The 19,752-nt window shown below is 63.1% G+C and carries 16 protein-coding genes and 1 pseudogene; 10 read left to right on the top strand and 7 right to left on the bottom strand.

Annotated features, from left to right (window positions below; all coding sequences use genetic code 11):
* The first annotated feature begins 4 nt into the window (after positions 1-4).
* Both Hhyl2_RS09080 and corA read left to right on the top strand, forming a co-directional pair.
* Positions 5-172 (top strand): hypothetical protein, encoded by a 168-nt coding sequence (locus tag Hhyl2_RS09080; protein WP_483550419.1) that lies wholly within the window; start codon positions 5-7, stop codon positions 170-172.
* The gene (gene corA / locus Hhyl2_RS09075; protein ID WP_483550418.1) at positions 169-1,146 is read left to right on the top strand and encodes a magnesium/cobalt transporter CorA; all 978 of its coding nucleotides are present in this window, start codon (positions 169-171) and stop codon (positions 1,144-1,146) included. Before Hhyl2_RS09080 ends, corA begins: the two co-directional genes overlap by 4 nt.
* On the opposite strand, the gene Hhyl2_RS09070 is transcribed toward corA, so the two are convergent.
* The 4 genes from Hhyl2_RS09070 to Hhyl2_RS09055 all read right to left on the bottom strand — a co-directional run bounded on the left by Hhyl2_RS09070 (position 1,141) and on the right by Hhyl2_RS09055 (position 4,536).
* Complete coding sequence (locus Hhyl2_RS09070) at positions 1,141-2,367, bottom strand: tripartite tricarboxylate transporter permease (protein WP_483550417.1); 1,227 nt, start codon at positions 2,365-2,367, stop codon at positions 1,141-1,143. The two genes, corA and Hhyl2_RS09070, sit on opposite strands and share 6 nt — an antisense overlap.
* A 119-nt stretch (positions 2,368-2,486) precedes the next feature.
* The gene (rpl12p, locus tag Hhyl2_RS09065) at positions 2,487-2,834 is read right to left on the bottom strand and encodes a 50S ribosomal protein P1 (protein WP_483550416.1); all 348 of its coding nucleotides are present in this window, start codon (positions 2,832-2,834) and stop codon (positions 2,487-2,489) included.
* 15 nt (positions 2,835-2,849) lie between these two features.
* Positions 2,850-3,896, bottom strand: a complete 1,047-nt coding sequence (locus Hhyl2_RS09060) for a 50S ribosomal protein L10 (protein WP_483550415.1) — start codon at positions 3,894-3,896, stop codon at positions 2,850-2,852.
* A 1-nt stretch (position 3,897) separates the two neighbouring features.
* Positions 3,898-4,536 carry a 50S ribosomal protein L1 gene (locus Hhyl2_RS09055; protein WP_483550414.1) on the bottom strand — a complete coding sequence of 213 codons (639 nt, stop codon included), beginning with the start codon at positions 4,534-4,536 and terminating at the stop codon, positions 3,898-3,900.
* Positions 4,537-4,686: 150 nt separating this feature from the next.
* Here Hhyl2_RS09055 and Hhyl2_RS09050 point away from each other — a divergent pair, with 150 nt between their 5' ends.
* Positions 4,687-6,339, top strand: coding sequence for a sensor histidine kinase (locus Hhyl2_RS09050; RefSeq protein WP_483550413.1), 1,653 nt, complete (start codon positions 4,687-4,689; stop codon positions 6,337-6,339).
* A 171-nt stretch (positions 6,340-6,510) separates the two neighbouring features.
* On the opposite strand, the gene Hhyl2_RS09045 is transcribed toward Hhyl2_RS09050, so the two are convergent.
* Together Hhyl2_RS09045 and Hhyl2_RS09040 are read right to left on the bottom strand one after the other, a co-directional pair.
* The gene (locus Hhyl2_RS09045; RefSeq protein ID WP_483550412.1) at positions 6,511-6,999 is read right to left on the bottom strand and encodes a 50S ribosomal protein L11; all 489 of its coding nucleotides are present in this window, start codon (positions 6,997-6,999) and stop codon (positions 6,511-6,513) included.
* Between the two features lie 168 nt (positions 7,000-7,167).
* On the bottom strand, positions 7,168-7,368 hold the full coding sequence (locus Hhyl2_RS09040) for a VNG_1110C family protein (protein WP_483550411.1): 201 nt from the start codon (positions 7,366-7,368) through the stop codon (positions 7,168-7,170).
* Positions 7,369-7,499: 131 nt separating this feature from the next.
* Here Hhyl2_RS09040 and Hhyl2_RS09035 point away from each other — a divergent pair, with 131 nt between their 5' ends.
* The 7 genes and pseudogenes from Hhyl2_RS09035 to artA all read left to right on the top strand — a co-directional run bounded on the left by Hhyl2_RS09035 (position 7,500) and on the right by artA (position 18,962).
* Positions 7,500-8,609 (top strand): OBG GTPase family GTP-binding protein, encoded by a 1,110-nt coding sequence (locus tag Hhyl2_RS09035; protein ID WP_483550410.1) that lies wholly within the window; start codon positions 7,500-7,502, stop codon positions 8,607-8,609.
* A 91-nt stretch (positions 8,610-8,700) separates the two neighbouring features.
* Positions 8,701-9,177: a TIGR04206 family protein gene (locus tag Hhyl2_RS09030; protein WP_483550409.1), complete on the top strand. Its 477-nt coding sequence runs from the start codon at positions 8,701-8,703 to the stop codon at positions 9,175-9,177.
* A 31-nt stretch (positions 9,178-9,208) separates the two neighbouring features.
* Positions 9,209-9,961, top strand: coding sequence for a VOC family protein (locus Hhyl2_RS09025; RefSeq protein WP_483550408.1), 753 nt, complete (start codon positions 9,209-9,211; stop codon positions 9,959-9,961).
* 343 nt (positions 9,962-10,304) lie between these two features.
* Positions 10,305-10,397 (top strand): annotated as a pseudogene (locus Hhyl2_RS09020) (surface glycoprotein); the annotation flags it as partial.
* A gap of 150 nt (positions 10,398-10,547) precedes the next feature.
* Positions 10,548-14,669 (top strand): VWA domain-containing protein, encoded by a 4,122-nt coding sequence (locus Hhyl2_RS09015; RefSeq protein WP_483550568.1) that lies wholly within the window; start codon positions 10,548-10,550, stop codon positions 14,667-14,669.
* Positions 14,670-14,685: 16 nt separating this feature from the next.
* A complete protein-coding gene (locus Hhyl2_RS09010) occupies positions 14,686-17,820 on the top strand; it encodes a DUF7282 domain-containing protein (protein ID WP_483550407.1) in 3,135 nt (1,044 codons plus the stop codon).
* A 143-nt stretch (positions 17,821-17,963) separates the two neighbouring features.
* Positions 17,964-18,962 (top strand): archaeosortase A, encoded by a 999-nt coding sequence (gene artA, locus Hhyl2_RS09005; RefSeq protein ID WP_483550406.1) that lies wholly within the window; start codon positions 17,964-17,966, stop codon positions 18,960-18,962.
* Here the strand turns inward: artA and dph5 are convergent.
* Positions 18,959-19,741: a diphthine synthase gene (gene dph5, locus Hhyl2_RS09000; RefSeq protein WP_483550405.1), complete on the bottom strand. Its 783-nt coding sequence runs from the start codon at positions 19,739-19,741 to the stop codon at positions 18,959-18,961. The genes artA and dph5 overlap by 4 nt on opposite strands.
* Positions 19,742-19,752: the final 11 nt, after the last annotated feature.

Genomic DNA, 19,752 nt, shown 5'->3' with positions numbered 1-19,752 from the left:
GGGCATGAAGGCCGCTGCCGTCGCCGGGGCGCTGTTGACCATCGTCGGACTCGTCGCGTACGTGGTCGGCGTCCTGGTTCCCTATCCGGGCCGTGCGTTCTCGCTGACCGCTGTGATGGTGGGCCTAACCGTGCTCTCCGTCGGTCGGATCCCCGACCAGGAGGGAGCGTGATCTCGGCCGTCGTCTACGCCGATGGCCAGCCCGTGGAGTACGACGACCTTGCTGCCGCACGTCGGGCTGTCGGCACCACGTGGGTCCACGTCTCCGAAGCGACGGCCGCGGACCTCGACAGCGTCCGGACGGCGTTCGATCTGCATCCACTCACGATCGAGGACATCCAGAGCCAGACACGGGCAAAGACCGAGGAGTTCTCGACGTACACCTTCGTCCTGCTGAAGATCGCGACGCTCACGCCCGGCGAGACGACCTTCGAGAAGGAGGTCGCGACCAGCCCCGTCGGCATCTTCGTCGGGGGCGACTGGGTCGTCACCGTCGCGACGGGTCCCGCGACGCCGGTCCAGCGGGTCCTCGACGCCGTCGCGCGTGGCGACGAGCGACTGCTCCAGCGGGGCCCGGACTTCACCGCCTACCGCGTTATCGATGTCGTCGTCGACGGCTACTTCGACCTGCTCGACGGCATCGAGACCGATATCGAGGAGATCGAGGAGGAGGTGACCGTCTCGACGGATATCGAGACCTTAGAGAAGATCAACGACGTCCGCCGCGACCTGCTCTCCTTTCGGAAGATCGCCTGGCCGACGCGGGAGGCCGTCGGCGTCCTCGCCCGCGGTGACCCGGCACAGATCCAGCCCGAGACTGAGAAGTACTTCCGGGACGCCTACGACCACCTCGTCCAGATCGTCGACCTCACGGAGACCTACCGGGATCTCGTGGCGGGCGCGCGGGACATCTATCTCAACACGCTCTCGCAGTCGACCAACGAGGTGATGAAGGTACTGACGGTGGTCGCGACCATCTTCATCCCGCTGACGTTCGTCGTCGGTGTCTACGGGATGAACTTCGCGGGGGGTCCGTACAACATGCCCGAACTGGGCTGGACGTTCGGCTATCCGGCGACGATGCTCGGGATGTTGCTCATCACTGCCGTCATGCTCGTGCACTTCCGGCGCCGGGGTTACCTATAACGCCAGCGGGACGAGCAACACCCCCATGAGATTCGCCCGGCGCGCGCCGAAGTACGGCGGGATGTGACCGACGAGTGTCGCCAGGCCGAATGCGCCAACGCCGAGGCCACCGGCGAAGACGTACGACAGCACGAGCAGTCCGGCGAGCACCGAAAGCGAGAGTCGCGCTGGATCGAGTCGACCGACCGTCCGCAGGTACCGGTCGCCGAGGACGGGGACGAGTACGGCGCCCGCGAGTGCGGCGACCGCGACGGCCACCACCAGTGCCGGTAACGCCAGTGGGGCACCCACACGGTCCAGCGCGACCAGCACGCCCGTCCGTGGGGTCCCCAGTGCCACCAGCGCGAACAGTGCGAAGACGGCCGTCGCCGTGTTGACGCCGCTGGTCGTGACGGTGAACGCGCGAGGACCACGCCCGCTCGTCACCCCCAGTGCCAGCGTGGCCGCGATGGCGCTGGACACCCCAGGGAGATAGCCGACGGCAGCCCCACAGAGCGTCCCGACCGCCGCCAGTCGGCCGATGGTGCGCGGTGAGACCGTCACCGCAGGATCTGTCTGCGGTGGCACGCCAGTCCCCTCGATGGCGTCGAGCAACACCGGTGCGCCAAACAGCCCGGCGAACAGCGGGACGAGGACGTCGGCGACCGGGAGCATCGAGTCGACGGGCGCGTCGAGGACGGCCAGTCCCAGCGCACCGCTGGCAGCGAGCGAGCAGGCAGCACCGGCGACACTCCGCACGCTCGGTTCGGTGACGACGAGCAGTGTCGCCACGCCCGCCAGAACCAGCGGGAGGTGTGCTACGACGACAGGGTACGCCCGCTCCATGATCACGGTCACCGGAACGGCGAGTGGCACGGCCAGCAGCACCGCGAGCGCGCTGCCAAGCGCGGAGAGCCGCAATGCCTCGCGCCCGCGTCCCTCGATGACCAGTTGATGCCCAGGGAGCGCGTTGGCCGCCATCGCCGGGTCCGGGACGCCAAGCGCCAATGCCGGGACGATATCGAGGAAGGTGTGGGTGACACCTGCGGCGAGCATCGTCGCACCGACGGCGACCGCCGGGCCGGGCACCTCGCTCGCGACCGCTGCCAACAAAAGCGCGAACGTGTTGGCGTGAAGTCCCGGCACCAGCCCACTGACGGTCCCGAGTCCGACCCCGGCAGCGACGGCGGCGAGCAACGGGACGGTCGCGACCGACGGGTCGGTGGTGGATGACGCGAGCACGCTCGTGCCTGGCCCCGTCCCGGTACTTGAACCTCGGGTCGGTCGTCGACCGTCGTGAGCGACAGCGCTGTCGCTGGCCGGGTTACGTCGCGCAAAGAAAGGGTGCTGTCGTGTCCGACTTAGCCGAAGAGTTCGCCGAGGCCCTCGCCGCTGGCCTCGTCGTCCTCGTCGTCATCGTCGTCGCCACCGTCGTCGGCGGCTTCCTCGGCCTCGTCGCCACCGTCGTCGGCGGCGTCATCGTCGTCGCCAGCGGCAGGTGCCGCGGCGCCACCGCTTGCCGGGACGGGTGCGGCGGAGGCCTGTTCGACGGCCTCCTCGATGTCGACGTCCTCGAGCGCGGCGATGAGTGCCTTGACACGGGACTCCTCGACGCTCACACCGGCGGCTTCGAGCACGTCGGTGAGGTTGCTCTGGTTGATCTCTTCGCCCGATTCGTTCAGGATGAGTGCAGCGTAAACGTATTCCATTGGTATCGTTGTGAGTTAGAACATCGCTCCGAGCGCGTCGCCGGCGTCCTCGTCGTCATCGTCGTCGTCCTCGGCCTCGTCGGCCGCGGCGTCTTCGTCGGCGTCGTCCTCGGATGCGGTGTCGTCTTGGTCGTCAGCCGATTCCTCTGTGTCCGCGGTCTCCACGTCGACGTCCTGGAGCTCCTCGGGCAGTGCCTCGGGGTCCTCGATCTGTGCGGCGAGCGAACGGACCTGTGCGTCGGCCTTGGACACGAGGTCGGGGACGACCTCGGGGTCCTCGATGGCTGCCTGGAGCGCGAGGCTCTTGGCGTTGGCGCGAGCCGACTGCAACAGCGTCGGGGCCGTTTCGGCGGTCGGATACTCGGCGTTGACCGAGAGGTTGAACGCCTGCCCGGCGGCCGCCTTGATGTCGCTCTCGTAGGCCTCGACGTCGAGTTCGAGCTCCTCGGGCTCGAAGAGGACGCCGTCGGCAAAGACCGCACGGAGGTCGAGCCCGACTTCCTTGGGCTCGATCCCGAGTTCGCTCAGGACGTTCGCGAGGTCCTGGGAGACCTCCTCGCCGGTCTCCAGGACGGTCGAGTCCGAGAGTACCTGGATCGACCCCTCCTGGATGCGCGCGTCGGCACCGACGCTCTGGAGTTCACCGACGAACGGCCCCGGGTCGACACCGGTGTCCCCTTCCGGGATGACGATGTCGTTGGGCGCGATCTCGCCGGCACCGATCGGTGCGGGCGTCTTCGACGCTTCCAGGGACTTGAACAGTGAGAACGGGTTGTTGTTGGTCCCGATGAGACCGACCTGTCCGGAGACGTAGTCGGTGAGCTCTTCGAGGCCGGCGTCGACCTCGTCCAGCGCGCGCGAAAGCAGGGTGTTCCGAGCGACCCGAAGCTCCGCGGTGCCGTGCAGGTCACGGCGCATGTCCTGGAGCTGGCGGGACGGGATCCCGGCGATGTTGACGACGCCGACGCTCTCGTAGGATTCGATCATCCCGACGATGTCGTCGACCTCGTCCTGTTTCCACTGCGGGATCGTCTCGGTCTTCCGTTCACCTTCGGCGCTCATCTCAGGCCACCTCCACGGCGGGGCCCATCGTGGTCTTGACGAAGACCGTGTCGATGTTCATCGGCCCCTTCTCGAGGTCGGCGTGCAGGCGGCGCAGGATGACGTCGATGTTGTCGGCGATGTCCTCGGCGGACATGTCCTGTGCACCGACGCGGGTGTGGAACGTACGGCGCTCCCCGCTGCGTAGTTGCACGGTGTTTTTCATGCGGTTGATGACCTCGACGACGTCGTCGTCGGGGTCGAGCGGTTCCGGCATCTTCCCGCGCGGGCCCAGGACGGTCCCGAGGTATCGCCCGATGTCCTGCATCATGCCCTTCTCTGCGATGAAGAAGTCAGTGTCATCAGCGAGATCCTTGGCGGCGTCGTCGTCGCCACCAAGCTCCTCGAGTTCGTCGTGGTCGAGTACGTCGTCGGCTGCCTCCTCGGCACGAAGGGCTGTCTCACCCTCGGCGAAGACCACAATGGTGGTCTCCTGGCCGGTACCGGCAGGAAGAACGACGGACTCGTCGACGCGGTTCGACGGGTCGTTAAGATCTAGGTCGCGCAGGTTGATCGCGAGGTCCACCGTCTCGCGGAAATTCCGCTGGGGTGCATCCTCGAGTGCGCGAGAGACTGCTTGCTCTATTTCTTGATCTGCCATTGTTCACCTCCGTAGTGCGCCAAGTGGCTTCTACGGGTCAGTGAAACAGGCGGATGCCTGTCTCGTCCGGGTAGAGGCCAATGCGACACTTAAAAGCGTCGAACCGCCCTTCCCGGTCAATTTATGCGTCGATGGTGCTACCACCCTACAATGCATCTGCGGACGACGTTCGTCGTGACGCTCGCCGCAGTTGCGCTCGTGCTCTCGGCCGTGGTCTTCGTCGGTTTCTCGCTACACAAGGAGACGGTCACAGCACAGGAGCGGACCACGCTCAACACGTCCGCGGAGACCGTCGCCCACGATATCGACACTAGATTGGGGGAGAAACAGTCGACGGTCGCGCTCTGGGCCAGCAACGACGCCATCGCCGCCCACGGAACGTCGGCCCAGCGCGACGCGGTCGCGACGTTCCGTCGTGAGACGGCCTTCGAGGGGGTGTCGGTCGTCGCTGCCAACGGGACGATGGTCGCCATCGACTCGGCGGGACTCCCGTCGGATCAGCGGCGTGAACTGGTCGGGAGTGACTTCAGTTCCAGGCCGTACGTCCAGGCTGGACTCGACGGCCAGCAGTACATCAGCGACCCCTTCGGCGCCGAGAGCGGGAACTTCATCGTCACTATCTCGGCACCGGTCAGACGGAACGGCGACGTCGTCGGTACGCTCAACGGTGCGTTCCACCTTACCGCGACGAACTTCTTCGAGTCGTCGACGGCGCTGCTCCCGCGAGAGCAGGCCATGACTGTCCGCGCTGCTGACGGGTCGAAACTGTACACGGACCCGCTCTCGGCCGCGGACCGTCTCACCGCGACTGCGACCGTCGACCGAACCGGCTGGACGGTTTCGGTCGCTGTCGACAGAGCGACCGTCGAGCGGCCACTCAGGCAGGCGACGACCTACCAGTTCGGGGCGCTCGTCCTGACACTCTTCGCCGTCGGCGTCCTCGGTATCTGGGCCTCGCGACTGACGATCCGACAGATCGACAAACTCCTCGCGGGGTTCGACGCACTCGAAGCGGGCAACTACGGGACGAAAGTCGATCTGGGGACGACGACAGAGTGGCAACGGATCGCCCGGCGCTTTGGCGAACTCGCCGCGACACTGGACCGCCGGACCTCCCAGATGTTCGTCTTCAACCGCGTGTTCAGACACAACCTCCGTAACGACATGTCGGTCATCCTGCTGTCGGCCGAACGCATCCTCGACGCCGAGGAGGTGTCCGAAGCCGTCGAGCGTTCGGCGGGGCGGATCCAGACCCGCGCCGAATCGTTCATGGAAATGAGCGAACACGCACGGGCGATCCAGGAGGAGTTACTGAGCGGGAACTCGACGGGTCCGGAACGGGTCGATGCGACGACTATCGCCGACGAAACCGCCACGACGCTGCGCGAGGAGTTCCCCGAGGCCACTGTCGAGACGGACCTCCCGGACGAGACGGTTGTCTACGGAAAGAGTGCCCTCGCACCGCTGTTACAGGAACTCGGCCGGAACGCGCTCGCACACAACGACTGGCCGACCGCCGATCGTCGCGTCGAACTGGCGGTCACGCACGGCACGGAGACGGCGACCATCGCCGTCACGGACAACGGGCCCGGTCTCCCGGACGTCGAGCAGGCGCTCCTGACGGGGTTACAGACCGAGACACCCACCTCTCACAGCAACGGACTCGGACTCTGGCTCGTCAAGTGGCTCGTCGACTCGCTGGGTGGCGAGATCTCGGTCTCGACGGACACCGAGCGCGGGACGACCGTTACGGTCACGTTGCCGCTTGCGGACGCCCGGTTCGAGGACTATCGTAACAATTGAAACGATTTACACACCGATCGCACTGCCGTCGTGCGATCGGGTGTGCAGTGACTTTCAATGGCTACTATAGTTCGACGGGTCACTACCCAGCCTGGCGACCTGGGCGCATCGCTCCGAACACGAAGAGAGACCCGCAGAAATCGTCTTTCGAGCCGTCTGCCTCGAAGCGGCTTAGGCCGCCGCTTCTTCGGCGAACACGTCGTCGTACTCGCCTGCGTCGATCTTCTCTTTGAACTCGCGGGGGTTCTCGCCTTCGATGGTGACGCCCAGCGAGGTGCAGGTCCCGACGACCTCTTTCGCCGCGTTCTTCAGGTCGTACGCGAGCAGGTCCGGGTGTTTCTGCTCGGCGATCTGTTTAATCTGGTCGACCGAGAGGTCGGCGACGAACTCCTCGTGGGGTTCGCCGCTGCCCGTCTCGAAGCCGGCCTCGTCCTTGATGAGTTCGGCCGTCGGCGGGACACCGACCTCGATGCTGAACGAGCCGTCGTCCTCGTACTCGATCGTGACAGGGACCTCGGTCCCGTCGAACGCTTCCGTCTGGTCGTTGATCTCCTGAACAACTGCCTGCACGTCCACGGGTGTCGGGCCGAGTTCCGGACCGAGCGGCGGGCCGGGGTTGGCCTGGCCACCGGGAACGAGTACTTCGATAGTTCCAGCCATGTATGGCCAATTTTTCGCTGCGGCTTAAAGGATTGCGTTTCAGCGACACCTGCGTGACCGTTCCACATGGATCCCTACGCGCCCCAGTCGTGTTTGACTGGTGATGGGAAAGCGACAGAGACACCCCAGTACCACGATTGATTCTGCTCGCCGGCCCGACGACCGTCCTCAGGCGAAGCTCACGCCGTTCATCGCGAGGAAGTCACCGGCGTCTTTGATCTCGACTGGCGAACCGATAATCCGGACCTGGTTCCCTTCTTCCCGGACTGTGAGAGTGAACCGCCGCTCTAGTTCCTCACGGATGCCGTTCAGCGCACCCGCTGGCAAGAGGATCTGAGTGCTGTCGCGGAACCGGTTCGCGTCTGCCATTATCGACTCTGACGGTGGGCGCCGTATAGGTGTAACGAATTACATGTGCAAATTATAAGGACGGTTTGTCGGACGACGGGGCGGACCAGGGAAGAAAGCCTTATTCGGTGTGAGGGGCCGACGTACACACGATGGGGCTCGAAGAGGAGATCCAGGAACTGGAGGACGAAATCGCCAGTACGCCCTACAACAAGTCGACAGAGGCTCATATCGGCCGGTTGAAGTCCAAACTCGCCGAGAAGAAAGAGAAGCTCGAGCAACAGTCCTCCTCCGGCGGTGGGGGCGGCTACGGCGTCGAGAAGCACGGCGACGCCACGGTCGCACTGGTCGGGTTCCCCAGTGTCGGCAAGTCGACACTGTTGAACGCGCTTACGAACGCCGACTCCGAGACGGGTGCCTACGAGTTCACGACGCTGGACGTCCACCCCGGCATGTTGAAACACAAGGGTGCGAACATCCAGATCCTCGACGTTCCCGGACTTATCGAGGGCGCTGCCGGCGGTCGTGGTGGCGGCCAGGAGGTCCTCTCGGTCGTCCGGACGGCCGATCTCATCGTGTTCCTGATCTCCGTCTTCGAAATCGACCAGTACGACCGCCTCGCAGCGGAACTCTACAAGAACAAGATTCGCCTCGATCGGGAGCCACCGCGTGTCACTATCCGCAAGAAAGCGAAGGACGGTCTCAGCGTCAACAGTTCGGTCGATCTGGATCTCGACGAGGAGACGATCAAATCCGTCCTCCGGGAACACGGCTACGTCAACGCCGACGTCACCATCGGCGAGCAGGTCGACCTCGACCGACTCATCGACGGCGTGATGGACAACCGCGTCTATCTGCCCTCGATCACCGTCGTCAACAAGGCCGATCTCATCGAGCCAGACTATCTCCCGACCGTCGAATCGGAACTCGAGGAGCGAGACATCGATCCCGACGACGCCATCTTCATCAGTGCGGAGGAGGAGCGCGGCCTCGATGGGCTCACCGAGCGGATCTGGGACGAACTCGGCCTGATCCGCATCTACATGGACAAGCCCGGACGGGGTGTCGACTACGAGGAACCGCTCATCCTGCGGGCGGGTGACACCGTCGGTGACGCCTGCGAGAAACTCGGCGGGAGCTTCGACGAGCGGTTCCGGTTCGCCCGCGTGACGGGACCGAGTGCGAAACACGACGAACAGCAGGTCGGCCGTGGACACGAACTCGCCGACGAGGACGTGCTCCGGATCGTCGCACGGAAGTGAGGCGCCAGTCGCTACTTAGTTTAACCCATTGCGCGTGCTCGCTCGCGTGGCGAAGACGCAGACTTATCCCTCCGTACCACTGCGTGCCAGTATGGAGTCCGACGCGAGTAGGCCCGGCGGTCGTCTCGGTGCGCGGCGACGACTGCTGGTGGTCGTCCTCGCCGGTCTCGCTCCCTGGACCGTTCTGGTCATCGGCGGGGAACTCACACTCGTGTTCACGTTCGGGCTGTTCAACACCAACCCACCGACAGTGGTCTCCATCTACGACTACTTCTACCGGTTCACCCAGGGGTTGCCGGCCTTCATCGAGGCCTGGCGGACAGGCGTCGTCCTCTATCTCTTCGGTCTACTCAGTGCTATCTCCGGTGTGGTCTGGCGGGAGGATGAGCGGATCACCGCGCTGTCGCTCGCCGGCGCCGGGCTGTCACAGATCAGTGTCTTCCTCGGGTTCAACCGTCGCATCGGCTACGTGGCCCTCCCCGTGGGGACGGTCCTCCTCCTTGCGATTGTCTGGTGGTACTACTGGCCACTGCTGACCGCTGACGAGGGAGGGACTGTTGCCCGGTAGCCTTTTCGCCGCGCCGCCCTACGGTCCGGATATGCTGACACTTGACCATACGATGATGCGTGTCGAGGATCTCGAGGCGTCGCTCGACTGGTACCAGACCTACCTCGACTACGAGGAGAAGGGTCGCTGGGAGGCCGAGACCTTCACGAACGTCTTCCTCGGCCCCGAGGATGCCCACGACCAGGGTGCCCTGCTGGAACTCACGTACAACCACGACGGGCGCACGTACACGATGGGCGACGCGTGGGGACACATCGCCGTCCGGTGTGACGACGTCTACGACGCCTACGAGGAGCTGATGGAGGCGGGCGTCGAGGACTACCGAGACCCGGACTCCTGTGGTGGGTCCTACGCGTTCGTCACGGACCCCGACGGCCACGAGGTCGAGATCGTCGAACGCGATCACGGGGCCAAGTGGTCGCTGGACCACACGATGATCCGTGTCGAAGACGCCGACGAGGCGATCGGCTGGTACGTCCGGAAACTGGACTACGACCTCACCCGACGCGCCGAGTTCGACGACTTCGCGCTCTACTTCGTCGAGCCGAGCGCGGCGCCCCCGGAGGCGATGTCCGTCGAACTCACGTACAACTACGACGGCCGGTCCTACGAGATGGGCGACGCCTGGGGCCACCTCGCCGTGCGGACCGACGACCTCCACGACACCTGGGAGACGCTGATGGATCGCCACGCAGCCGACTACCGCGATCCCGAGAGCTGTGGCGACCGGTACGCGTTCACGAAAGACGCCGACGGCCACGAAGTCGAGATCGTCACCGACTGAGATAACCGTCTAAAGATATTCTGTCGTCGTCGGGCTCTGAGATCTTGCTGGGCAGTAATCATATCCATTTTACACTTGTCTGACGCTACGATGACACACACCTGATAGTAGTGTAAATCCTCGCTGATAGCGTCGATATCGCCTCTAACCGGCGAATTCCGGTGTGTTAAGTCTTCTCATCCCGGTTTACTGACCACAAAGCATTTATAACATCCAACGTTGGTTTAGACCGTACCCCTACCCATGGTGATGGGAGTGAGTACGATCGTTCAGACCGGTACGCGGGTCGCGTCTGCGATCGAGGAAAGCTGCCGTCGCCGACCCAGATAGATAACAACCAAACATGACAACAACCAATGAAAAGCTCCGCAGTCTGTTCCTCGCGGCGCTGATGGTATTCTCCGTATTCGGAGGGACCATCGCGTTCTCGGGAGGAGCGGCTGCAAATGCACCGGACAATGGCGGTACATATACCGCCGGCAATGCTCCGGGCGACATTACAACGGATGCAAATGTCGCTCCCGGACGAACCACTGAAGTAACAGACATAGACTTCCAGACCCCTGGTAACGTCTCCTACGTACATGTGGGACTCACCCAAGGGGCCGATGCTACGACTCCCATCTCGACTGGAGAGGTTGACAGTATCAACGTCTCCCTATACGATGGAGACGGTAACCTGCTTGCGAGTAACGAAACCTCATACGGCTCGTCCGAGGTCAACGTTACGTTCCCTGGCTCGGGAGTTGAGAGCGGGGAACAGGTTGCCAGTGTCCGTGTACTCGCTGATACCGATAGCGGCGCTGCAGACGGCAAAGAGATCGACGCCGGTATCGAACTCTTCGGCCTGACCGCTAACGGAAACATCGAGTCCTACGGTGGTACCAGCCCGTACGACACGGCTGGAACCCAGACCATCGTGGATACCGACACCTTCGTGAGTGCGTCGGTCAAGACGACGAATAGCCCCGGCGTTGAGGGTGCCACTGTCGACTTCATCGACGTGAACTCTGGAACAGTCGTCGCTACGCGCACGACCAACGTCAACGGGGACACCAACTCCGTTCAGGTCGGCCCTGGCGACTACCGCGCAGAAGCACGTAAAGGAGGCTTCCAGACTTCCAGCTCTACCGTTGCAAATATCCCGCAGGGAGAAGACCGTGAGCTGGACGTTACCCTGACCGCGAAGGGTATTCCACGTGATATCGAAATTATCGCTGTGGAGCCCACTGACCAATCGGCTCCTGCCGACGGTCAGTCACAGGTCACGTTCTACGCTCAGGTCACAGGTGAATTCGGTGACGAGAACAACGAACCGCTCAACGGCAAGGACGTCGACATCTCGGTCGACGATGCACCCAGCCAGGGCGCCCTGGACTTCGACCCCGCAACTCAGACCAACACGACGGAAGAGCTGACGCTGCCGAATGGTACCACGGTTAACGGTACCACTGCGTTCAGCGTCGACTCCAGCTCCGTCCAGAGGGCTGATCTGAACTTCACCGTTCAGGAGGACGACTCCGTCTTCACGACGGACTTCGCACAGTTCGGTATCCTCAGTGGTGAGGGTAATATCCCTGGCCAAGTCTTCGCCGAGGATGTCGGTGAAGGAACAGCGGACGCACGCGTGTGGACGACAACGGACGATTCGTTCTACAACTCCGCTGTCACCGTCACGAACTACGATACCGACGATACCGACAACGATGCGTCCAATGTCAACTCCGAGAAAGACTACTTCCGGATCATCAACGCGTCGACTGAAGAGCCAGTCAGCGTCGATGACTACCGAGTCCAGCGTGGTGTCGAAGTCTCGGGTGACCCTGGAGACGACGAAGACAATCAGGACATCAGCGACACGAACGTCGGGAACATCGAGTTCCTGAATGAGACCGACAAAGGTGTCGGCTCCGGATTCTTCGTCGACGACAGTACCACGGATGCTGCCTTCACCATCGTCATGCTCGAGCCTGGCGACTACGCGCTCCAGGTCTCCGAGAAGGCTCCGAATGCCAGTCGCGAACCGACTGAGTCCGACACTGCTCCCGAAGACTTCACCAACTACAGTGTCGACGGTCAGACTGGTGACTTCTTCACCACCACGTCGAACCTGACCTACGAACGCGCTGAGGCTGACAGCAATCCGTACGCTGACGGCGGCCCGGTCCTGACGGACCTGACCGACGAAGACGGTGACTACCAGCTGCGGAAGCTGTTCACCGACGGACAGAACGGTCAGTACTACGTCGTCATCGCGGACAAGCCCGCCTACTCGACCGAGTTCGGTGACGTGCTTGTTCAGGAAGACGGCTACGACTTCGAGGACCAGGACGACGAAATCCTGAGCCTGAAGCCGCGTGAAGTGACCCCTGAGGTCAACATCACGAACTTCGGATTCGGTGCGAACGAGACTGCCGTGCAGAACGGCGATATCACCGAGTTCAGTAACAAGACCGACGAGTTCAACCAGACCGTCCGCCGTGACGGCGAGTTCGTCGACGTGATCAACGTCGAGACCACAGAGGATGACTCGAACGAATCGGTCAACGCGACTGTCACGCTCGAAGTGAACGACGACTACTTCGGGCCGGACTCGGACGGCGATGGTGCCACCGGTTCCAACTTCGCCGGTGAGTTCATCAACGTGGCTGGCCCGACGGTCAGCAACGTCCAGTACGACAACGCCAACGATTCGGTCACGTTCAACACCGGTTCGTCCGGTGAAGCACAGGTCTGGCTCGAAGCCGACCGATCCACGTCGACGCTCTTCGCAGACGGCTTCGACGATGACGCCGAAACCGAACGGACCCATATCGATGCGACCGTTGCCAACAACGCACGTGGCGGTGACAAGACGTACAAGCGGTTCGTCGGCATCACCCAGACCGGTTCGATCTCCGGGATCGTCACGGACGGCAACAACAACCCGATCGCAAACACCGACGTTTGGATCGGCGAGTTCCAGCTTACTGGCAACAACAACGAAGTCGTCATCGAGCGAATCAACGACTCCGCATACGAAGTTCAGCTCCTCAACGCTACGGACTTCGTCAAAGACACTGCTGTCGTGAGTCCGTCGGACCTGGAGAACTACGCGTTCCAGGACTTCAACGACTCGTTCCGCCAGCAGTGGGGCGTCGTCCCGCCGCAGAACGTCGGGAACTTCACGCTCTACACGCAGAGCGCGGCCAACCCGGCAGTAACCGACGACGGTGCCGAGTACACGCTCCCACGTGTCCCAGCTGTCAGCAGCAACTCGGACTACACGGTCCGTGGCGTGTCGCCTAACGGGGAACGCGGGAACGGTACCGCATCGACGAAGACCGGCTTCACCGACGACGCCAACATCGTCATCGAGGAAGCCACCGAGCAGGACTTCGACGTCAGCAACCTGAACCCGCAGAACGTCTCTGTGGGCCAGGGTAGCAGCTTCACGGTGAACGCGACGATCACCAACAACGGTGACATCGTCGACACGACGGACGTCGAGCTCGCTGTCGACACGACCGGCGACGGTACGCTCGACACCGTCCTCGACTCCGTCACCACGAACTCGCTGTCCAGCGGCGAGAACCAGACGGTCACCCTCACGGGCGACACGTCCGGCCTCGCTGAGGACAGCTACACGTTCGGCGTCCGCACTCCCGACGACGAGGAGACCGGTACGCTGAACGTCTCCACGCAGAACCCGCCGAACTACCAGGTCAACGACGTCACCGCGACGCCGTCGACCATCAACCAGAGCGAGAACCTGACCGTGGACGCCAACGTGACGAACATTGGCGGCCCCGGCTCGGACTCGATCTCGGTTGAGATCAACGGGACTAACGTCTCGACTGGTGCCGGTCAGGTCGACATCGTCTTCCTGATCGACACCTCGGGATCGATGTCTGACAAGATCGCGAGCATCCAGAGCGGTCTGACGACGTTCACGAACAACCTGGAGTCCCAGGGTATCGACGTCCGGTACGCCGTCGTTACCTTCGCGGACCAGCAGCCCTACAACCTGCGTCAGAGTTACACGTCCAACGTGACTGCGACGCAGAACACGCTCAACGCTATCTCGACCGGCGGCACGTTCGAGGACAGCTACGGCGCGATCAACGGGTCGATCGACGACCTCAACGAGCGCTCGGGCGCAGACGAGTACTTCATCACGTTCACTGATGAGGACTCCGACACCAGCTCGGCCACGCCGAGCCAGAGTGAACTGGCGAACCGGCTGGACAGCGAGGACATCTCGCTGTTCGCCGTCTCGCCCGGTGACGCTGGCGTCAGCATCCCGAGCCAGGGCGTTGGCTCGCTCGCCAACAGCACTCAGAACGGTCAATTCTTCAACATCTTCGCGGGTAACTTCTCGCAGAAGTTCGAAGAGGAGATCTCGGGCCAGATCGCTCAGCGGTCCGGTGGCCAGACCATCTCGCTGAACGCCAGCGAGAGCGGCACGGTCACGTTCGAATTCGGTAGCAACGACACCAGCAACCTCGCTCCCGGTAACTACACGGTTACCGTGAGCACCTCGAACAGTAGTGCATCGACGCCTCTGACCGTCCAGCAGTCGGGCAGTCAGAGCATCGTCGACCAGTACGACGACAACAACGATGGCGACATCGACCAGAACGAAGTCCTCGACGCCATCGTGGACTTCAACACTGGCCAGATCAGCCAGAGTGATGTCCTTGACGTTATCGTCGCGTTCAACAGCTAAGGAGGTACATTAACACATGACAAACACGATCAAGACGGTACAGGCGGTCGCGATGACAGCACTGATGGTGCTGTCAGTCGTCGCGATCTCCGCGCCCGCAGCTGCGGCTCCCGCGGCGGATCTCTCCGCCTCTACCAACGCTGGAACACTCCAGCCTGGCGATCAGTTCGAAGTGACGTATACACTCACAAACACCGGGCCTGACCCGGCACAAGGCGGCTCGCTCACTCCCGACACCCCGAACGGCGTCACCGCCGTCTCGGTGAGCAGCGGTACCGGGAGCCTCAGTCAGGGCTCGGTCCTCTACGGACTGCCCGGACAGGGCGTGATCCCGCTGAACAACGGCGACTCGATCACGACCACTATCACCTACGAGGTCGACTCCGGTGCTAGTGACGGCGACTACGACATCGATGCCGAAGCCGAGCTCCGCGACTCGTCGGCTACCTCGACGGACACCACGACCACCACGGTCACGGTCTCCTCGAGTTCGACCCCGCCGCCGAGCAACTCTCAGCCCGGCGCACCGGAGCTCCGTAAGGCAACGCACTACGTCGACACCCAGGAGGGTGCCATCCTCGAACTGGCGTTCACCGAGGACGTCAACGAGGACAACCCGCAGGTTACGATCCACCTCTCCAACGACACGGACGTCTCCGTTCCGTCGTCCCAGATCCAGGCCCCGAACAACGGGCGCGTGGTCGTGGACACGGACGGTACCGTCTACAACCGCATCGAGGAAGTGACCGTCTCCGGCTACGAGGACGCTGACGGTAACGCCCTCGGTGAAGTCACCGAAGATGCGAAGTTCGCACCGACCACGGTCAACACGAACACCAACGACGATGTTGACGCCTTCCAGGGCTCCAACATCACCATCGAAGGGGACGTTGGTGACACGTTCGAGATCAACACGAACACGGACGAGGACCTGGACTACAGTGCCACGCGTGGTACTGGCGTCAACAGTCAGGTTTACGTCTTCGACACGGACAACCGTGATCTCGGCGACTATCGCGTCGAGAACCCGCGTACGGGTACGAACAGTTCGCTCACCCTCGAGGACCTCGGCCTGTCGGTCGAATCCGACGAGGACACGTTCGAGGACGACGAGAACGTGACCGCGACGGTCGAGTCCAACGACATCAACCGCGAGATCGACGCCGAACTTATCGCCTCTAACGGCGATACCGAGGAAGAAGCGACGGTGACGATCGGATCCGACGGTGACGCCGAGATCGACTTCGGTGAGGTCGACACCGGCAACTACACCGTCGAAGTCACGGACGTCAACACCCAGGTCACCGCAGAAAGCGACGAGTTCGAAGTCGTCTCTGCCGGTGACGCCGAGGCCACCTTCTCCGACGACGGTGTCTTCGTCGAGGAGCGTGGTGACGTCGCGAACGTCACGATCAACCTCGAGAACACCGATACCGCGATGCTGAACATCGGTGACGAGTCGGACGACAACTACAACCTGCTGCTCGAACTGACGGACGACAGTGACAACGGTCAGGTCACCGTCCAGTTCAACAGCTACTCCGCGGGTGCGGTCCCGATGGATCAGATCGAGCCTGGCGTCGTCACGGTTGCCGACGACGACGACAACCTCGAAGTGATCGAGCGTAACGGTGGCTTCGTCGACACGAACCGTGACGTTGGGGAGAACCTCCTCGACGCCACGGACTACGAGATGAACGTCACCGGCGAGAACGACGATGACGTTACGGGCGACAACGAGCAGGACGTCGGCACGATCTCCATCCAGGAGCGCTCGACCGAGGACCTGCAGACGTGGGTCGCTCCGGAAGACAGCTTCAGTGACATCGAGGACCTCGACAACGACGAGGTCGGCGATGTCTACTCGCTGATCGAGGACGGCTCGCTGACCCAGTCCAACGACCTCGCGACTGAGGACACGCTCGTCGTCCAGATCGAGGCCTCCGGCCTCGAAGGCCTGTTCATGTACCACGACGAGATCGACGGTCTCTCCGAGACCGCTGCGCTGAAGGCGCACACGTCGAACTTCCAGAGTACTGACACGGGCCACATCTCGATGATCTTCGAAGACGAGAACCCCGGCGCCAACGTTGACGAGGCCGATCTCCCGATCGACCAGATCAACAGTGGCGACCTGCACGTTCTCGTCGACGAAGCGAACAACTCCCACTTCCTCGCCGTCGACAGTCAGGGTCTCCTTGACAACGACGTCGAGGACGGTGACGAGTACACTGCCAACTTCAGTGTCGCCGGCGACGACGCCACTGAACTCGGTACTGACGAAGATGCACAGGACGTCAACATGTCCTTCAACATCGAGGACCGCAGTGACGGCACCAGCCTGAACAACGACGACGATGTCACTGTTCGGGCTGCCGCTGGCCAGAACATCTCTGGTCAGACTGTCGCTGCACCCGGTACCGAGGTCACGGTGCGCATCCGGAGTACGGACTCCAGCGCGCCGTTCCTGAAGCAGCCGACCGCAGTCGTCCAGCCGGACGGCTCCTTCACGGCCACGGCTGACTTCAGCGAGGAACAGCCCGGCGCGAACTTCACCGCACAGGTCCGCCTGAGCGGGAACGACCTGGGCGACGAGATCGACGGGCAGGTCTCCGCCGCACCGGTGGCCTCCGTCAGCATCAGCGACCAGGAATCCAACGGCGAGACGGTCGTCGTTGACAGCGTCCAGATGTCCGACGGTGGCTTCATCGCCATCCACGAGGGCAGCGCAAGCGGTGACGTCATCGGGAACTCGGACTACCTCGAATCCGGTAGTCACGAGGACGTCGAGATCGACATCGACACCCAGGAAGAGGACTTCACCGCGGTCGCGATGCCGCACCTCGACACCAACGGCAACGAAGAGTACGACTTCCCGAGTGCTGACGGTCCCTACACCGACAACGGGTCGGCAGTGACCGACAGCGCGAACGTGACGGTCGTCACCTCGACGCCGACGCCGACGCCGACGCCGACGGACGAGCCGACGGCAACGCCGACGCCGACGCCGACCGAGGAGCCGACCACGGATATGAGCACGCCGACCGAAGAGCCGACCACCACGTCCCAGGACGGTCCCGGCTTCACCGCTGTGATCGCTCTGGTCGCGCTGGTCGCCGCGGCGCTGCTCGCAGTCCGCCGTAACAACTAACCGGAATACCTCCGGTCCCTGAACTTCGCCTTTTCTTTCGCGCGCTGACCGACCAGCTACAGCACCCGGTGGCGGTTGCGCCGCCCTCGCACACAGCGGCGTAACGACAAAGCATATAGGCTGTTTTGGCCAACATACGCGCAATGATAGCGACAGTCCTGCAGTCGCGAGTGACGCTCGGTGGGCTGTCGTTCGATCCGCTTGTCCTCTCGGAACCGCTGATGTGGCTCGTGCTGGCGACGTTTCTCGGCAGTGCTGTCCTCCAGCGACAGGACGAGGAGTGGGCACGACGGGTCGCAGTCACAGGTTGGGGGCTGTTCGGAGCGTTCTGGTTCGTCCTGATCCCCCACTTCGTCTTTACGCAGAAGAGCTTCGTCGAGGGAATCGGCAGCGTCGCGGCGGTCCCGCTGTCGTTGTACGCCGGCTATCTGCTGTGGAACGGCCGCGATTCGCTGCTCGTGTTGACGCGGGCGATCGGTGTGATGGGGATCGTCTACGTCCCGTTTCTCACTATCGAACCGCTGCGACAGTTCCTCGTCGAGTTGGTCACCGACCAGACGGGGTTCCTGATGACGCTACTGGGTGTCGATCCTGTGGTCGTCGACGGCTTCTCGCACAACGGTATCGAGATCGTGACCAAGCAGTACCCATACGAGAGCACGTTCTGGTTCGACCACGAGGAGGGGCCGATCACGTACAACATCCTGCTCGCGTGTACCGGCATCGGGAGTATCTCGATCTTCGCGGGCGGTATCCTCGCCGTGTCGGCGCCCTGGCGCCGGAAGCTCCGGGCGCTGGCCGCGACGACGGCGGTTATCTACGTGCTGAACCTGTTCCGGAACGTGTTCATCGGGATCTCCTTTGGCCGCCAGCGGATGCAGGTCTTCGAGGGCGTCATCATGTCGCTGTTCGGCATCTCGGACCCACGGTTGGTGTCGTACTATCTTGCGGACCGGATCCTCGCACAGGTCGGTTCGGTGGTCGTCCTGGTGGGCATCACGTGGATTCTGGTCCGTGAACTCCCCGAGATGACGGTACTGGTCGAAGACCTGCTGTTCATGTTGACGGGCAACGAGTACGACCTCGCGACAGCCTTCGATGCGGACAGTGCCGACGCGTCGGCGACTCCCGGTGACGACTAACGGTCGCCAGGGAGGCCGGCGAGTTCGGTCAGCGCTTCTTCTTCGACCATGTGGAGGTCGCCGGGAATCACGAGCAGATGGAGGGGGGAGCCAAACGAACGTTCCGAGAGCGCCGACAGCGTGTCGGCGGCGACGGTCGGGTCGGGGCTGCCGGCGCGTGCGACGACCACGCCGAGTGTGTCGGGGAACCGCTCGGCGAGCAGTCCAGCGGCGTGGTCGGCGGTCATGTACGTGTCGTCGCTCTCGTCCCAGTGGGGATCGTCGACTTTGATGTCCAGATAGACCAGCGTGTGGAGGTCACGGGACCGATTGTCCTCGATCGTCGAGACGACGCTGTCGGGGACGCCATCGGCGCCGTGTGCGTCCTCGAACGGGAGCGTCGTCGCCTTCCCGAAGCGGTAGTTCTGGAGCCCGGTCAGCGATCCGGCGGCGGTCTGGGCGGTCGTCCCGTGGACGACGTGTGTCTCGATGCCGCGCTCGATGGCGCGCAGGCGGAGGTCGGTGTGTGTCGTCGAGACCATCGTGTCCCCAGCCGTCAGGAAGACGACGTCCTCGGTCTCGGCGGCTTCGAGGACCGGTTCCGGATCACGTTCGACGCCGGCGCGGTCGCGGACCTCGATGGTGGTGTCGTGGAACGCTTCCAGAGAGTCGAGGTCTGTCCCGACGAGGCGACTGGTGTAGAACTCGGCGAAGACGCGGTCGGCAGCGTCGATGGCATCGCGGCCAGCGACCGTCACCGACCGTTCGTCGTAGAGGCCGAGTCCGACGAAGGTGAGCATACCCTCACTCG

It is taken from the genome of Haloarcula sp. H-hyl2 (assembly GCF_056934385.1).
Note: the sequence above shows the minus strand (reverse complement) of the source record. Positions and strands in the feature narration are given on the sequence as shown.

Coding starts and splice junctions, on each gene's coding strand:
- Hhyl2_RS09080 (WP_483550419.1), top strand. CDS start 5: ATGAAGGCCGCTGCCGTCGCCGGGGCGCTGTTGACCATCGTCGGACTC.
- rpl12p (WP_483550416.1), bottom strand. CDS start 2,834: ATGGAATACGTTTACGCTGCACTCATCCTGAACGAATCGGGCGAAGAG.
- Hhyl2_RS09060 (WP_483550415.1), bottom strand. CDS start 3,896: ATGAGCGCCGAAGGTGAACGGAAGACCGAGACGATCCCGCAGTGGAAA.
- Hhyl2_RS09055 (WP_483550414.1), bottom strand. CDS start 4,536: ATGGCAGATCAAGAAATAGAGCAAGCAGTCTCTCGCGCACTCGAGGAT.
- Hhyl2_RS09050 (WP_483550413.1), top strand. CDS start 4,687: ATGCATCTGCGGACGACGTTCGTCGTGACGCTCGCCGCAGTTGCGCTC.
- Hhyl2_RS09045 (WP_483550412.1), bottom strand. CDS start 6,999: ATGGCTGGAACTATCGAAGTACTCGTTCCCGGTGGCCAGGCCAACCCC.
- Hhyl2_RS09040 (WP_483550411.1), bottom strand. CDS start 7,368: ATGGCAGACGCGAACCGGTTCCGCGACAGCACTCAGATCCTCTTGCCA.
- Hhyl2_RS09035 (WP_483550410.1), top strand. CDS start 7,500: ATGGGGCTCGAAGAGGAGATCCAGGAACTGGAGGACGAAATCGCCAGT.
- Hhyl2_RS09030 (WP_483550409.1), top strand. CDS start 8,701: ATGGAGTCCGACGCGAGTAGGCCCGGCGGTCGTCTCGGTGCGCGGCGA.
- Hhyl2_RS09025 (WP_483550408.1), top strand. CDS start 9,209: ATGCTGACACTTGACCATACGATGATGCGTGTCGAGGATCTCGAGGCG.
- Hhyl2_RS09010 (WP_483550407.1), top strand. CDS start 14,686: ATGACAAACACGATCAAGACGGTACAGGCGGTCGCGATGACAGCACTG.
- artA (WP_483550406.1), top strand. CDS start 17,964: ATGATAGCGACAGTCCTGCAGTCGCGAGTGACGCTCGGTGGGCTGTCG.
- dph5 (WP_483550405.1), bottom strand. CDS start 19,741: ATGCTCACCTTCGTCGGACTCGGCCTCTACGACGAACGGTCGGTGACG.